This is a genomic window from Cytobacillus sp. SAFR-174 (genome assembly GCF_051964675.1).
In the GTDB taxonomy this organism is placed as follows: domain Bacteria; phylum Bacillota; class Bacilli; order Bacillales; family Cytobacillaceae; genus Cytobacillus.
The window spans coordinates 1-15,783 of the sequence record NZ_JBQCMZ010000021.1 but is presented as its reverse complement, the minus strand read 5'-3'; the positions used below and the strand labels follow the sequence as shown (position 1 = coordinate 15,783).

15 protein-coding genes and 1 pseudogene are annotated in these 15,783 nt (G+C 40.1%); 6 read left to right on the top strand and 10 right to left on the bottom strand.

The genetic code is table 11. The features are described from left to right. Window positions 1-20: 20 nt before the first annotated feature. Window positions 21-1,541 (bottom strand): class I adenylate-forming enzyme family protein, encoded by a 1,521-nt coding sequence (locus ACTHRG_RS18665; protein ID WP_197249624.1) that lies wholly within the window; start codon window positions 1,539-1,541, stop codon window positions 21-23. A 400-nt stretch (window positions 1,542-1,941) separates the two neighbouring features. Here ACTHRG_RS18665 and ACTHRG_RS18660 point away from each other — a divergent pair. Beyond that, window positions 1,942-2,414: pseudogene (locus ACTHRG_RS18660) on the top strand (IS110 family transposase); the annotation flags it as partial. A 537-nt stretch (window positions 2,415-2,951) separates the two neighbouring features. Here ACTHRG_RS18660 and ACTHRG_RS18655 read toward each other — a convergent pair. Beyond that, window positions 2,952-3,467, bottom strand: a complete 516-nt coding sequence (locus tag ACTHRG_RS18655; protein ID WP_163140485.1) for an SRPBCC domain-containing protein — start codon at window positions 3,465-3,467, stop codon at window positions 2,952-2,954. An 88-nt stretch (window positions 3,468-3,555) separates the two neighbouring features. After that, window positions 3,556-3,882 (bottom strand): ArsR/SmtB family transcription factor, encoded by a 327-nt coding sequence (locus tag ACTHRG_RS18650; RefSeq protein ID WP_048008571.1) that lies wholly within the window; start codon window positions 3,880-3,882, stop codon window positions 3,556-3,558. Window positions 3,883-4,165: 283 nt separating this feature from the next. Between ACTHRG_RS18650 and ACTHRG_RS18645 the strand changes: the two genes are divergently transcribed. Both ACTHRG_RS18645 and ACTHRG_RS18640 read left to right on the top strand, forming a co-directional pair. Next, entirely contained in the window at window positions 4,166-5,143 is a 978-nt protein-coding gene (locus ACTHRG_RS18645; RefSeq protein WP_440231781.1) for an NAD(P)-dependent alcohol dehydrogenase, read from the top strand. Between the two features lie 361 nt (window positions 5,144-5,504). Continuing rightward, window positions 5,505-6,128: a LysE family translocator gene (locus tag ACTHRG_RS18640; protein ID WP_163140487.1), complete on the top strand. Its 624-nt coding sequence runs from the start codon at window positions 5,505-5,507 to the stop codon at window positions 6,126-6,128. Window positions 6,129-6,253: 125 nt separating this feature from the next. On the opposite strand, the gene ACTHRG_RS18635 is transcribed toward ACTHRG_RS18640, so the two are convergent. After that, complete coding sequence (locus ACTHRG_RS18635; RefSeq protein ID WP_163140489.1) at window positions 6,254-6,466, bottom strand: hypothetical protein; 213 nt, start codon at window positions 6,464-6,466, stop codon at window positions 6,254-6,256. Between the two features lie 357 nt (window positions 6,467-6,823). Between ACTHRG_RS18635 and ACTHRG_RS18630 the strand changes: the two genes are divergently transcribed. The 3 genes from ACTHRG_RS18630 to ACTHRG_RS18620 all read left to right on the top strand — a co-directional run bounded on the left by ACTHRG_RS18630 (window position 6,824) and on the right by ACTHRG_RS18620 (window position 9,564). Further along, complete coding sequence (locus ACTHRG_RS18630; protein WP_019382190.1) at window positions 6,824-7,171, top strand: PadR family transcriptional regulator; 348 nt, start codon at window positions 6,824-6,826, stop codon at window positions 7,169-7,171. Then, complete coding sequence (locus ACTHRG_RS18625; protein WP_440231766.1) at window positions 7,158-8,156, top strand: HAAS signaling domain-containing protein; 999 nt, start codon at window positions 7,158-7,160, stop codon at window positions 8,154-8,156. Before ACTHRG_RS18630 ends, ACTHRG_RS18625 begins: the two co-directional genes overlap by 14 nt. Before the next feature lie 502 nt (window positions 8,157-8,658). Next, on the top strand, window positions 8,659-9,564 hold the full coding sequence (locus ACTHRG_RS18620) for a branched-chain amino acid transaminase (protein WP_163140493.1): 906 nt from the start codon (window positions 8,659-8,661) through the stop codon (window positions 9,562-9,564). Window positions 9,565-9,815: 251 nt separating this feature from the next. Here ACTHRG_RS18620 and cyoE read toward each other — a convergent pair whose 3' ends face one another. The 6 genes from cyoE to ACTHRG_RS18590 form a co-directional block, all read right to left on the bottom strand. Beyond that, window positions 9,816-10,733: a heme o synthase gene (cyoE, locus tag ACTHRG_RS18615; protein ID WP_163140495.1), complete on the bottom strand. Its 918-nt coding sequence runs from the start codon at window positions 10,731-10,733 to the stop codon at window positions 9,816-9,818. A gap of 230 nt (window positions 10,734-10,963) precedes the next feature. Continuing rightward, window positions 10,964-11,704: a hypothetical protein gene (locus ACTHRG_RS18610; RefSeq protein WP_440231765.1), complete on the bottom strand. Its 741-nt coding sequence runs from the start codon at window positions 11,702-11,704 to the stop codon at window positions 10,964-10,966. A gap of 190 nt (window positions 11,705-11,894) precedes the next feature. Further along, window positions 11,895-12,338, bottom strand: a complete 444-nt coding sequence (locus ACTHRG_RS18605) for a hypothetical protein (protein ID WP_440231764.1) — start codon at window positions 12,336-12,338, stop codon at window positions 11,895-11,897. 177 nt (window positions 12,339-12,515) lie between these two features. Beyond that, on the bottom strand, window positions 12,516-13,079 hold the full coding sequence (locus ACTHRG_RS18600) for a competence protein ComK (RefSeq protein ID WP_440231763.1): 564 nt from the start codon (window positions 13,077-13,079) through the stop codon (window positions 12,516-12,518). 154 nt (window positions 13,080-13,233) lie between these two features. Beyond that, window positions 13,234-14,268: a DNA sulfur modification protein DndB gene (locus ACTHRG_RS18595; protein ID WP_440231761.1), complete on the bottom strand. Its 1,035-nt coding sequence runs from the start codon at window positions 14,266-14,268 to the stop codon at window positions 13,234-13,236. Further along, window positions 14,265-15,359, bottom strand: a complete 1,095-nt coding sequence (locus ACTHRG_RS18590; RefSeq protein ID WP_440231760.1) for a DNA sulfur modification protein DndB — start codon at window positions 15,357-15,359, stop codon at window positions 14,265-14,267. The genes ACTHRG_RS18595 and ACTHRG_RS18590 overlap by 4 nt, the downstream gene beginning before the upstream one ends. Window positions 15,360-15,783 lie beyond the last annotated feature (424 nt).

Genomic DNA, 15,783 nt, shown 5'->3' with positions numbered 1-15,783 from the left:
TTTGAAAGTCCCATCTATCTTTAATAACTTGATTTAATTTTTTTACGCATTATTTTTCCTACAGCCGTTTTTGGAAAAGATGCTTGAAAGATATATTTTCTTGGCCGTTTATAGTTTGATAATTTAGGGTGTCTTTTGCAAAACAAATCCAATTCATTAACGGTCAAAGATGGATCACTTGGAACGATATATGCAACCACCACTTGTCCCCAGCGTTCATCATCTTCCCCAACCACAACAGCTTCCTGAACCTTCTCATGTTCTAATAGTACAGATTCGACCTCTATAGGATATATATTATCTCCAGCGTGAAGAATCATTTCATCTAGGCGTCCTATCACAAACATATCTCCATCTTCATCTTTGTATCCTAAATCCCCTGTATAAAACCAATTTTGAATCACACTTCTTTTCGTATGATCCGGTTTATTCCAATACCCTTTAAACGATTCAGGGGAGCCGATATGAACAATAATTTCACCTATTTCTCCATCCTTAACGGTGTCAGCAGGTGTCTTGGAACGGCTGATATCAGGTTCTATAATCCTTAAATTTTGATGGATGCCTGGCTTCCCAACACATCCAGGCTTTTCCGAGATATGATCACAATAGGAATAGGTGTAAATTTCTGTACTGCCATAGTGGTTAATAAAATACTTGGGACGGAAAACTTCCATACATAAGCCAATTAATTTGCTTGTCATAGGAGCTCCTGCATACACAATAGTACGCAATTCATTAAAATTCGATTTATTCGCTTCAGGCAAGGTTGCCATATCATGATACATATTAGGGAGCAGATATAGACTATTTATGTTTTCTTGTTCTATTAATTGAATAGCCTCATAAGAGTCGAAATCCCGAAGAATGATGAAGGTACCATTTAACAGCACCATACTAAGCAGGGAGCGCAATCCCATTGTGTGATACAGGGGTACTACCCCTAATGTGGAATCATGCCACTCATAATGACATTGGAAGATATGGGCAAAAGCAGCTGCATATTCATTTTGATGTGAACGTGGAACACCCTTTGGATTACCTGTTGTACCAGAAGTATATAAGATGACGGCTAAATCATTTTCATTGATTTGATTGGGATTAAAGTCGTAAGATTCTTGTTTTTTTAGTTCCTCATAATTAATATCCCCGCCATTTCCATCAATATTTATAAATACTGGCCTTTCCATGAACCTTTTTTTGTTAATTAAATACTCAGTCGAAACATCGTAGATAACAAATTTCGACTCTAAATCACTTAAACAATAATGAACGATTTCTTGGGATTGTCTAACATTTATTCCTGCAAATATAGCACCAAGTTTTTGAATGGCCCAGAATATAACCACTGTTTCAAAACGGTTTTTCAAAAGCACAGCTATTCGGTCATTTTTATTAACACCGAGTCTATGTAAGGAAGAGGCTACACTGTTAACCTCTAAACCCAGCTGCCGGTATGTATACCTTCTATCCCCGTCTATAATGGCAACCTTTTGAGGATGTCTTTCAATAGAATATTCAAATACTGTTCGAAGATCCAAAGAGATTCCTCCTTTAAAGTGCTTAACTACATAAAAATTCGCTAAAATGTGGGGAAACCCTTCTGACAAAGCAATATAGAAATATACACGAGTTATAAAGAAGCAAATATTATCTAAACAATACTTCCACAACTTATATCTATTAATAGATTTAGTGACACTATTTACAAATTGAATATTCTATAAGAAGAACTAATGAAGACAGAGATAAATATTTAAATCAATAGGTTAGTACGAAAAGACGGATTATCGAGGGTGTTCATAGTCATCACTGGGCAGGCAAAAGTTATAAGAAATGTTAACTTAATTATATTTTTTGATATACAGTATTCTATACGGATATTTCACGATTATTAAAAGGTACGTGCGACAACTTTTAGGAGTAGAATCAGGTAATTATGAAAAAGCTATTCAACTCAAAGCTGCCGCAAACCGAAATCCGTTTGAAAAGACTTTGTATCAGCGTCATATTATTGAGTCATGGTATGTATATAACCATCATTCTTCAATACAAAGAGCACCTATCCAAGTTAGAGTCAGAGATAGATGCCCTCGCAAAAGAAGTTGAAGAAAATAATATTATCAAATCTATCTCAGGTATCTGAGAAAAGATCTCTGCAACGATCATTTCAGAAATTGTGGAAATAGAGTAAGTTTACAGCCACCAAAAACCGAATCACGAAAAGAAGATCTAGCAGGCTTTGTCACGCCTAATATATTGCTGTTCGTTGTGCGATTCGTGACTATCGTAAGAGCAAAACAAGCGATGAGATTATTCCTCGAAATAAGAAATTACGAGAGTTCTATGATAAAAAAAGTGAAGAAGGAAAACCTTTTAAAGTAGCTGTTATTGCTTGTGTAAATAAGCTCTAACACTGGATATTTGCCCTTTTAAAAACAAAACAACTTTCCAAGATATAGCTTGGAACCAAAATAAAAGAAAATAGTACAAAACCTACCAAAAATATATAATTATCAATGCAGATGGCGTTTACTTCAGTTTTCGAGAAGAAGTATTTATATCCAAAGGACGCTTCATAAATAGAAACGATGCCAAATCAAATCTGATCTTAGATAAATAGCGTGCTGCATTGCGCGCTATTCTTTATCGTTTTCAACACCTAAAGATTATAAAAACTAATTCTAAACAAGCACTTGTCTTTAGTTTCCAAATAGATCATATATTGACTTCATCAAGACTCAATCTCGAATTGCCAATTGTTCCTCCCTCCTAAATAGTCAAGACGATTTTTTTACTCACCCTTTAGTGAATAAATAAAATCCACATTAAAAGGGAACTTTGATTATCGGTTGCACCTACAAGCGTAATTCATAAATAAGCGTTAATCCTTCTAGGATCAACGCCATGTAAATTTTCAGCCAATCTTGCCTTCTAAATGTTCAATTATGTTATTTGATCTCGTTCAAATGTTCTTCCAGACGGTTCCAAGTATCTGTAATGCCCTGCAGCATACCCATTTCCATTACGGACTGGAGCGCCTCTGCGGATACATATTTTCCACGGTTAATTAATTTTGTTTTGCCGTCCACATCCACAAATTCCAGTGTCACTTCTGTAGATGGCATTTCCTCGTTAATAGTCCCTTCAGCATCGGAAAAATAGTCGGTATAGCTGATGCTCTCCGGCTCGCTGATTTCCTTGTATATCCCCTTGCCCCAGGATTCCATGCCATAGAATTGTCCCTGATTCCGATCAACACACTTCATGCAATAATGCCATACTCCACCAGGCCTGAAGTCAACGCTGCAAACCGGGAGCTCCCAGCCTCTCGGACCCCACCAATGCTTCAGGTGTTCCGGCTCTTTAAACATTTTAAAGACAAGCTCGCGCGGTGCATCGAATACGCGCTCCAATACCAGCACCCGTTCATCTTCAACTCTTGAAAGCATTGCATTATTTGACATTGTTACTCCTCCATTAGAAGCTGTATTTGAAAAACCGTTTGAAAAACCGTCTGCAACTCTAGAGACAGACCTAACCTGAGCTTAATCATCAATTCAAAGGTTTTTTGCCCTGCAATACGTTAAGGTAATCATCCAGCCTATCCATCCTGCCTTCCCATAATCGGCGATAGGAATCAAGCCACCTATCCAGTTCCTGAAACGGTTCAGGCCTGATTTTATAAATCCTGCGGTTGGCGATCGGCTGAACCTCGACGAGGCCTGCGTCACAAAGAACGCGAAGATGCTTGGAAGTTTGAGGCTGGTTCAACTCAAGTTTTTTTGCGATATCCCCTACCGGAAGCGCTCCTTCCAGCAGCAGGTCAATGATATCCAGGCGGTTGGGCTCAGCCAGTGCACTGAAAATTTGCCCGTTCATGTTGTATCATCTCCCAGCGTGATTTTGTTGACTTTCTCCATTTCTATTGCAGATCCCACCCCCGATTCCTTAATTTTCACTTTCCTTATTTATAATATACACCGTAAGGAATATTCCTGTAAAGGAATATTTTAAACATTAAAAAAACTGACTTTATTATCCCATATAGTCCTTCTTCTTCAGCAAAAGAAGGATTATAGTCTTGAATATTTGTTCCCGGAATAGAATTAAAAGATATTCTTTTAAGCTTATGCGTTACCTGGAAAATTAGGAGGGATTCTTTCTGAAAGCAATCGTGTATCAAAAATACGGATCGCCAGATAATCTTAGATTGACAGATTTAGATAAACCAGTGCCCAGGGATCAAGAGGTACTCGTCAAGATTCACGCAGCATCTGTGAATTATGGGAATCTTGTTCTTTTAAAAGGAAAACCTTACCTGGCACGCTTTGCCTACGGTCTTCTCAAACCAAAACACACGGTACCAGGAGGTGACATCGCCGGTCAGGTGGAAGCAGTCGGCAAAGACGTCACACAGTTTCGGCCAGGCGATAATGTGTACGGAGACCTTTCAGGCTGCGGCTGGGGCGGTTTTGCTGAATATGTATCTGTCCCTGAAAAGGCCCTGGCCATAAAACCAGCCAATCTTACTTTCAAGGAGGCAGCCGCAGTTCCTATGGCGGGAGTCACAGCACTTCAGGCCTTAAGGAACAAAGGAAACATTAAGGCAGGACAGAACGTCTTGATTTATGGGGCGTCAGGGGGTGTGGGAACTTTCGCCGTACAAATCGCCAAATCATTCGGTGCTGAGGTTACCGGTTTATGCAGTACAAGGAACTTAGACATTTTGCGTACTATTGGAGCAGATCATGCCATCGATTATAAAAAGGAGGATTTCGCCAAAAGGACAGAGAAGTATGACCTGATTCTGGCTGTTAACGGATATCAGCCCATTTCAGCTTATAAGCGGGCTTTAAAATCAAATGGAACTTATGTACTTTCCGGAGGTTCAGGAGCACAATTCACACAGGCGATGGTAATGGGGCCGTGGATTTCATTCACAGGGAATAAGAAAATGAGCAGCATGCTGCAGAGGCAAAATCAGGAAGACCTGATTTACATGAGCGAACTTATTGAAGCCGGAAAAATAAAGCCGGTCATTGATCGATCATTTAAATTAAGTGAAGTGGACAAAGCTTTCAGATATTTTGAAGAAGGTCACGCTCAAGGAAAAGTAATTATTACGATTACAGAAGATTAATAGCGGTTAAGATTCAATGTGTGTTCAGTGCAAGGGAGATGAAGAATCCCTTTACCCTCTTCTCCCCCTTATAAAAAATTGTGAGTCTATGAACATTCTGAAAGCAGTATTATCAATAAAAACTAAGACATGTTTGTCATAAATCAGTGTCTTAACAATCATATTCTCTATTTCATGCTTCCTTCCTCTTTCTAACTGTTAAGAACACTATAAAACATTACGTTACATAAGGTTCAAGTAATTTCTGTAAGGACCAGCCCACTAACTTTTCTAATTTCTTGAACAAATTAGATTTACCATGTGTTAAATTATATTTAATATTTGTTAATCCGCTTTTATCACATGGGCAAGGAGTGTAAAAATGAATGATTTCTTTACGTTTTTAATTCTTTCTTTGTTTGTAGTCATGAGCCCTGGAATCGATACTGCCCTTATTACAAAAAGGACGATTTCAGACGGAAGGACAGAAGGCTATAAAATGGGGCTGGGGATTACAGCAGGTTCTTTAGTGCATACCTTTGCGGCTGCTTTTGGCCTATCAGCCGTTTTAATGCAGTCTGCTGCAGCATTTAAAGTTATTAAATATGCCGGGGCGGTTTATTTGATTTACCTTGGGTTATCATCATTCATCTCTTTGAAAAAGAAAAAGAATTCTGAGATAGAAACTGAAGTAAAATCAGATATGAAAAAGTCTGCCTTTAAACAGGGACTCCTTTCAAACGTGCTCAATCCCAAAGTTGCAATGTTCTTCTTAACCTTTCTGCCGCAATTTGTGAAGGCAGGCGAAAACGCGCAGCAGCAGCTGATCATTATGGGAATTATATACACACTGATGAGCATATCCTGGTTTTTCCTATACGTATTCTTCATCAATTATCTGCGGGAATGGCTAATGTCCCCAAAGGTTCAAAGAGTTATGGATAAAGCTACAGGTGTTGTGTTAATCGGTTTCGGATTAAAGCTGGCGATGGATAAACAGCGTTAAATTGCAAAAAAACATTGGATAACCCAAGATTTTTTTACTCTCACGCTGATGCACCCCTGGAAAAAAGAATGTGGACCACTTGCAGATTACAGGGTAAACTGATGATCACAATTTACACCTTAAATTTAGCAAGGAGTTGACAATGGAGAAAGAGCAGCAATGCTTCGGCAATCAATGATGAATTCTCTTCCTGCCGGAACTTGTGCCGCATCCGTCGGCTGGGAGAAGGTAAAGATTGCACAGCACGTCCCTTCTTTAAACCGGACAAAAGAAAACTCAGTGGGCTGAGGGTTTTGACCAGGACCTAAAGCTAAAAATTCCGCAGTACCTTTCAGCAAAATCAAAAACCCCTGCCCTTCTCTCGCATTCCTTAAAATACTGCAGGCACATCCCTAACATGCTGAAGGCAGCAGTTCACACCACCAGCATTTTCCTAAACTAAACATACAATCACCTCCTTAATAACTATCATATTTCTGAAAATTCATTTGGACAGACCATTGTTCCGATGTTTAAAAAATGAGTACATAGCCCACCTGGATTACAAAAGGAAGTTGTAGTCCTGAACATTTGCTTATCAAAACAGTGCCAAAAAATGTACAATTAGCAGTTGATTATTTTCACATTCATACTGTATGATACATAGTATAAACCATATAGTGTATGACATATAGTATATCAAGCGAGGTGATTGAATGAGCACGCTGCTGAATTCGTTAACAACTGAACTGCGCAGAGGGACATTGACGCTGGCAGTGCTGAGCCAGCTTCGGACACCGCAATACGGGTATTCACTGGTTCAGTTATTGGAGGACTCCGGCATCAATATTGATCAGAGCACATTATACCCATTGCTGCGGCGTCTGGAAAAACAAGAGCTTGTCACAAGCAGCTGGGATCATACGGAGAGCCGGCCGCGCAAGTATTATGTTTTAAGCGAACTGGGTCTGGAGACATTTCTGCAGCTGAGAGAAGAATGGATTAAGAATTCCAAACAGCTTTTCGGGCTGTTAAAGGGGGATGAGGAAGATGAATTTAATTGAAGTATATATACAGGAAGTGACCCGGAGGCTGCCTGAAAAGAGCCGTGCGGATATCGCACTCGAGCTTCAGTCAACAATCGGGGATATGCTTCCGGATGATTACAATGAGGAAGATGTGAAGGATGTCCTCAGCAAATTGGGCAGTCCCGCAGCCCTCGCGGCAGGATACCGGGATCAGCCGATGCACCTGATCGGGCCGCGGTATTTTGATGTATATGTATCACTGTTAAAAATGATCCTGCCGATTGCCGCAGCGATTTCATTGATATCACTTGCAGCCGAGTTTATTTTTAATTTTAACCGGGACGAAACGATCATCAATGCCATACTCGAATTAACGGGCTACGGAATTTGGAGACTCATGGAAGTGGCCGTCCAGGTATTTTTCTGGCTGACGATTGTATTCGCCGTAATTGAAAGGATGGATAAAGGAAAAGAGCAGCATCCACTGTCACCCAGCTTAAAACCGTGGACTCCGGACGATTTGAAAAGCATTACGTATATTCCGAAGAAAAAAGCCATTTCCAAGTTTGAGGTTTTCGGAAGCTTAATGTGGACTGCTATCTGGGCAACCCTTTACTTTTATGCCGACCGGCTGATGGGTGTCTATAGAGGCGGAGGTGAAGGACTGGAGTTTAAAATTCCCGCGGTCAACCAGGATGTTCTGCTGGGATACTGGCCAATCGTTGTGGTCATCATTGCGCTAGAAGCGGGCCTCGCTCTCTACAAACTCATCATTGGCCAATGGACGAAAAGAATGGCCATCTTCAATACCATCCTTGAACTGCTTGCCACCATCGTGTTCATCTTCATCCTGCTGAACCCGAATTTGCTCCAGGCAGAATTTATAGCATACATGACCGATTTATTTTCAATATCAGCCCCCCAATTTAAAAACTGGCTGATTAGCGGCATCATGATCGTCTTTATCTTTTATGCTGCAATGAGTATCTTTGATGGCTTTCGTAAATCCAGAATACAATAAAGTGATGTCCCCAATCAGTATGCCTGTTCTCGAAAAATAGAGAACAGGCATAATTGAAAGATTACAGAACTTTGACATTATCAGAAGTAAATAAGTCTGCCAGGTAAAGTGATCTGGTGCAGTTTTGCTTTGATTTTCATCGTAATGATGACTTAAACAAAAGCAGAAGCAATGATTGACTTGACAACTGGATGATACAAAAGAATCAAGAGCTTTCCATATCAATTCTGAATGTCCAATCACACCCTCCAATAGATTGAAACATGAGCTGCTGAAAGAACTGAAGCTTGATCCGTTATAACTTTCAATGGAACATTGTTGACAAATCTGGGAAACGGACATTAGCTTCAATAATAGCTTATCCCTATGATAATAATGAAATAAACTTCCTTCTGGATATAGGTTCTGTTTATCCCCTTTTACATATTGGTTTATTTAGGAATAATTCTGACTGACCTAATATACAAATGAATAAAATATATAATTATTGGTGGGATAATAAATGAGGTATGTTTTTGATCAGGGGGAAATTCTAGATGAATTTAACGTTTCAGTCAGTATAAGAAATAAAGGTCTAAATTATGGATTAGGATGCTTCGAGGGAATTAGGGCTTACTGGAATGAATATCAAAAACAATTATACATTTTTCGAATCTACGACCATTATAAGCGGTTCAATGAATCTGGAAGTTCTCTACATATACAAATTCCTTATACCCCAATACAATTAATTCAATGGACGATCCAATTATTAAGACAAAATAATGTCAGGGAGGATGTATATATACGGCCCTTGTGCTTTAAGGGATCAAATACGCTGCGTCCTGATTTAAAAGATCCTTTTAATAGGGTTACTATTTATTGCACAGCGTTTGAGTATAAACCCAAGCCAGCCTTAAATGTTTGTGTTTCTTCATGGAGCCGTACAGGTAATAATATGATTCCGCCTCAGGCAAAATCAACGGGAAACTATTTAAATTCAGGATTAGCAACTACGGAGGCGAGTTTAAATGGTTTTGATGAAGCTATATTTTTAACGGATGAAGGGAATGTGAGTGAGGGGCCAGGAGAAAATATTTTCATCGTGAAAAATAACAGGCTAATTACCCCGCAAATATCCGATAATATACTCGCAGGAATTACGCGTGATACTGTCATTCAAATTGCAAAAAACCTCTTATTTCTCCCAGTTTCTGAACAGAGTCTGTCAAGAGCAGAATTATACTCTGCTGATGAAGTGTTTTTTACAGGCACAGCAATAGAAATCAAGCCGATAATTAATATTGATCATAGGAAAATAGGAAAAGGGATTGAAGGTGAATTGACTAAAAAAATTCGCTTTCATTATGAAAATATAGTTAGAGGAAACAATCCCCATTATTTAAGCTATTGTACACCGGTGTATTAAACCTAAAATCTTTAGTATTTCGCTTAATTTAAGTAATGGATAATTTGGAAGTTTCCTTCCCAGTCAAAATAAGGGTGCAATTCCTTCTTAAGCTTAGATTTCATAAGATAGTCCTGCTTTATAAGTAACCCTTTCTACCCTTATAAAACCACAAGAAAAAGCGTTAATCTTAAGGATTAACGCACTTTCAGCACTCTAAAATACCATTCAATTGACAATTTTTTATAATATTACCCATAAAATCAATAACCCTATAAATCAAAAATAATCCCCATAATCGAGTAAATAATAACCGTTGAAAACAGTACTGTCATATGAACAAGCGAAAAGATAAATAGTGATTTCGCCCATTTCTCCGGATCCATCCGTTTATAGCCATAGACACTTATGCCCAGCCAAATGATCCCCAAAAGAAGGGCAACCAGCATAAGGCCAATGCTTAAAGAACCTAACAGAAAGCTGATGCCGATCAGAATAACTAAATAAACATTCGTCTGGATATATGTCCTTCTGACGCCTTTAACAACAGGCAGCATCGGCACATTCGCCGCTTTATATTCATCATGCTTCCGGATGGCAATCGCATAAAAGTGCGGCATTTGCCAGATGATGGTGATGATAAACAGCCCGAGGATCGCAGGATGCGTGATATCCGGATGGATGGCAGCCCAGCCGATAAGCGGCGGCATCGCACCTGAAATGCTGCCGACCTCCGTGTTATAAATGGTTCTTCGTTTGCTCCACATCGTATAAGGGACCACATAAAAAAACAGCCCCAAAAATCCAAGCAGCCCCGCTAACGGAGTCGTGAAGGCAAGAGCGAGAATTCCAAACACAGACATGAGGCTTGCAAGCCACAATACCTGCTTTGGCTTGATTTCCCCTGTAACAGTTGGTCTGCTTTGAGTCCGCTTCATGATCGAATCGATATCACGGTCATATAAATTATTAAACGCCCCTGCTGCCCCCATTACAAGGCTTGAGCCAATAAAGGCCAGAAGAATCTCTGGCAGCTTCTCCAGAAGGCCGAAGTCATACGTATATAAGGCCAGTGTTAATCCTGCAAACATCGGGATTAGATTGGATTTAATAATCCCTGTTTTGACTGTCAGTGCGAGGATCTTTGATAAAGGCCGTCCCTGCGTCTTCAGGGTTTCTTCCTCTTTCATGATCAATTCTTCCCCTTTTAATTATTCTCTCTTTCTCTATACACCAAAACTCATTATACACCTATTATAACAGGAGTTGATACTCAATGATTTCTGAAAAATCCCAATGCTGGTGAACTCTCTGCAAAACAAAAAGAGAACCTTGCCTGCCGCTTAGTCCTCCCTGTTGATTCTAACATTATTTGCATGGTAATGGGGCTTATAATCGTGACATCTTTGTTTCATTTCAATCAGAAAATAATTCCCCCTGGACCTGACCCAATTTCTTCACGTTTTACCTTCTGGATATAGGATTCCTTTTCAAAGGTATGGATGTACCGGTTTAATTTGTAATAGCCGATATCATTAACCGTATAAAAAATGATTACCGGTTTTCCATTTTTATAGAAAAAATGAGGATGTAGGATATCTGGAATTTCCTTCAATTCATCCCACGGGTGAATAAAATTTAAGTAGTCTTCTATTCGCGGATTCCGCTCGTCTATATCTGAACGCATCTCTTCTCTGTAATCATCCGTATAAGGCAAAATCCGATCCTGTCCCCATGAACAGCCATGCCATATCGCCCCAAATTCATAAAGCTCATGCAAAGCAATCGCCGCCTGCAGATAAGATAAAGGTGACCTGTCCCCATCAATCGCACCCATAAAGTCATCCAATGCGAACTGAGGTTTAGGCGGACTGAGGAAAAAGTCATCCAACCGGCTGCAAAGATCAGGATCAGGAAGCTCCACTGCTGCTGGAATCGCCCACACCACTCCATTTCCGTTTCTGCCGCTGAAATATTGATAGCCTCTTAGCTTGTATTCTTTCATGATTTTTAATTGAGAGAATCCATTGATGATATCTTCAGGGTTCTCGGCTGAAATGCTCCAGCCTGCCGGAGGTTCATTTCGGTCTGCATCATCAGCAGAATTCACGATGATATTTGGCTTTACAGCTGAGGCGGTAAATATAGTCAGGTTTTTCATGTATGATATCTCCCTCTGAGTTATGTCATCCTCTTTCTACCTAATTGTACGACGCTGCCCTGTTAAATTTTCAGTGGGGTGGGTCAGAAAAATGAAAACACCTGTCCTCTCAGTCCAATGCATGAGGTCAGGTGCCTGATTTGGATCCAATAGTGACGATGAAGATAATGCGAAGTGTTCTTTTGGAGGATTACTGATTGTTCAGCTTATAAATCTGCCGGGAGTGCTCTGAAATCTTCTGATCATAATAAGCAAGATCATGCTTAGATGCCGCAGATTCTCTAAGCTCGGCAATTTGTTCAATAGCCTGATCTGCTTTCACATCAATAACAGACAATTTTTCATTCATTTCATTCATTTTAACATTAGAGTTAGCTACACTATGAATCAATTGCTGGATAAGGTCCTCATGCCGTTTTAGGTCCGCTGTCAGCCTCTTATCCATAGAGTTGACTTTTTGTTCCAGAGTGTTCAGTCTTTTATCCATCGAGCTGACCTTTTGATCCAGAGCGTCCAGCCTTTTATCCATCGAGCTGACTTTTTGGTCCAAAGCGTCCAGCCTTTTATCAATGGAACCCACTTTATGATCTAATGATTCAAGCTTGTTCAGGATTAAATTAAGTACTTTTTCCACCTTTTTCACCTCCTTCGCCTTATTATTATATCAGGAACTATGTCGAATTAGACAACATCAAAGAGATCTTAGCATGGATATTATTAGCTTTTCAATCTACCGTATTAGAAAGTGCCTATCCCCATTACTGCTATGCTTGACAGGCACCCTTAAGCCGGCAAAAGACGCTTTCTGATGCTACTTTTTCTTCCTTTCAATGATATAGTTACGCTTCCCTTTTTTAACCGAGTAAGTATCGGTGGTTCTTTCCATAATAAAGCTGAAGGTGTTTTCCTTTCTTTTGGATATTCTTGATGCCAGTATCTCTGTCCGGTCATATTTCATAGAGACCTCTTTTTCAGCCGCATTCAGTTTAAAACAATGACCGCCACTCACATAAACGTTTGAGGTATTATAGCCCTCTGGCATGATGGCATCCACATGATGAAGCGCAAACCACACACACTCATCGTGGCCAGGCGATGTATGAGAGAACCAATACATGTCCATCCCACCCGGAATTCTTACAGGGGCAGATCTGCAGGGTCCAAGTATGGTTTTCGAACCGCTCGATGCACCATTCAGATCAAAGCCATAATAATTGATGCTTTCATCTATAATCTCAATCGGTTTCTTCTTTACCATAAACGTATAATTCCCTTCCAAAACCAAACTGCAGCATTCGCCTTCTCCGTTATAATGGGCCCTAATTGATTTCGTTTCCGGTATGATGATATACTCCCGTATTAGTAATGCATTCATTGTAATTAATATCCTCCCTTATACTTCACTATTTAAAAAATGTAAATTAAGGAGTATACTAACTTATGAGCTGGTATACTCCATCTCAACTAGACTCTCAGGCTATCGTCTTCCCGGACCCGCCTGAGGGTTTTTTTATGCTGTTACACCATGTTCACCTCCTTTGCGTCTCCAGCCAATAGGCAATCTTCTCTATATTTCTCTTGCTTTTATCAAGGTAAAAGATTTCTCCTCTTGCAACTCCTTCAAATCTTCTCCACTCCGGATTCGTGCTGCCCCAGTTCACTTCTTTTAGGCTATCCATTCGTTCAATCAGACTTTGTTTTTTTTCTGATAGTGATTGATTTCCCCAGTCTTTCATTGCGTATATGGATATGGCCTGAATAAGCGGAAAGCTCGCCAGCATGGTTTCGTGATAGTTTCCGATTCTTTTAGGTGATTTATAGCTGAAGATTTTATCAAACCAGGAATTTACGATATCCTTATATGCTTCATCCTCTCCCCCGGCATCCTCCTTCCATTCATCCGATCTGTTTAACAGCTTGCCTGCCAAAAAAGTGGCCACAAGCAAGCGCAGCTGGGAAAGTGAGAGGAATTTTTTATTAGCTGGCCGAATAATGGCTCTTTTTTCGGTTTCCACACCTGCTTCTATCAGCTTGGCATTGGATTGAAGTATCCGGTTCGTCATCCCGTTTAAACGGTCTCTCGAATCATAGGCAATTCGCTTGGACAATGCCACCTGTTTCCCTTTTGTGTTTAAATCAATAAAAAGCTGGTTTTCCTCATTTATGGAGAGTCCTTCAAGGACCTGAATGGAGATCTCTGTCTTCTCCAGCAGATATTGAAGATGATAAGCATTCCGGATTTCTTCATCCTTCTCACTTTTCATACTCATGTAAATTTGATCCTCAAGCTGAAGAAGGGCTTTCATCCGGTGTGATCCATCCACAATTCTTAATCCGCCTGGCGTTTGCCCTCCTAACATCCCCTTTTCTGCTGCGGCAACCAGCGGCGGCATATATATTTCTCCCCCTGCAGCATTCGAGAAGACATACTTTTTAATCCGTCTGACCTGAAGCTGATTCGTGTCTCTCAGAATAAGCTTTTTTTCTTTATGCATTTTGACCAGTTCGGAAACAGGCAGCGCTATAAAAGTCTGCCGCTTAGTGAAAATATCATGAACAATCACAGATTCAGCCCTCCCTGTATGATTTTCTTTTTGAATTCCAATGAGGTCTGCTGGATTTTCCTCGTAGCAGAATGGCCTTTAATTTTTGAATTTTTCTTGTCAAACATGTGCCGGAACATAGGATCATTGTGCTTCCAGCTGCACTCAATTTTTAAGTGTTTGAGTTCGTGTATAGCTTCTTTGTAGGATAAGTTATGAGTCCTGGTCAGCTGGTTGGCACAATAAGCAAGAGCTATTTGCACACCCGAGTAACCGGTTACAAATTTAATTCTATTGGCGCTTTTCTTCGGGAAAATATGCTGCCATATCTGAAAAAATTCGATTGCGATCTCTTCTGCTTCCTTCGGGTTGCATCTATAATACGGGGTACCTTTTTTTACTGTTAAAATACCTTCAAATAAGGCAATGATGCATCTTTTCATGGTGGCTAATGATGTAAGTGCGGAGTTGTGAACAGAAATTCTGGAAAGGCATTGTTCTATTTCAAAGATAGGCTGAAGCTTTGCTGCAACGGCTCTTGTCAGCTCCGTATATTGGTCACGCTGATCATAAAGCATAACCTGCCCGATATGAGCATCTCTTCTTTCCGTATTTATGTCAGTAAAAAGCTGCCTCTCCTGAGTTGTTGTCAAATCCAGGAATACCTGCATGGCAACGGGATATTCTTTCAATCTTTCAATATAGGTCTGCAGCATAATGGCTTCATCCAGCCTGCCTGTTTCTTCCGCTGATTCTTTTCTGGATTTAAGATGGCTTATGGCAGATGAGAAACTCGCGCTGCGATGCTGGCCATCAATGATATAAAGCTTGCTTCCGGGAGTCAGTTCCCATCCATCCTCCGTTTGGCGAATCGCGCCTCTGGCCGAAAACACAAATGGGGAAAAGTAAAAATCCCTGCCTTCTTCAAGCGATTGGATGATAAACTCTCTAATCTCCACCCGTCTTTTTGGATCCAGCTTTCTCTGAACTTCCTCATCCACTTCGAATATCGCTTCCAAAGTCGCATATCGCAGCTGAGTGGCCAGTACTTTTTTACCAAATTGTTTGTATGCCGAACCCATAATTCTGGTTAATACGCCAATTTCTGTCATAATTCTCACCCCGAGATTCATTATAGGCATGTTGTCTGATTATTGTAAAATCATTTTTCACCATCACATTCGCTCCGTTCTTTCCAAGGCCTGATTTTGATAAGTCAGCCTGCTTTCATACTATTGACGGAAGCGGAAAGACAAGTTAAAATATGCTGCCAAATTTTCGAACCTAGCGTGAGACTTTTATTTGTGATCTATGTCACAAATACCTTCTTGAAACACTCTTTTCAACCTTTCTAAAAAAAAACAGATATAAAAAAAACAAATTTTCCTCTAATTTCGAACATTTTGTGACAGGCTGTTCTCAGCTTGATCATCTTGAAACTACGTGAAAAGAAAGCATAAAATCGAGTAGGAGGGGGTGATTAACCCCCGACCTCTCACACCACCGTACGTACCGTTCGGTATACGGCGGTTCGAA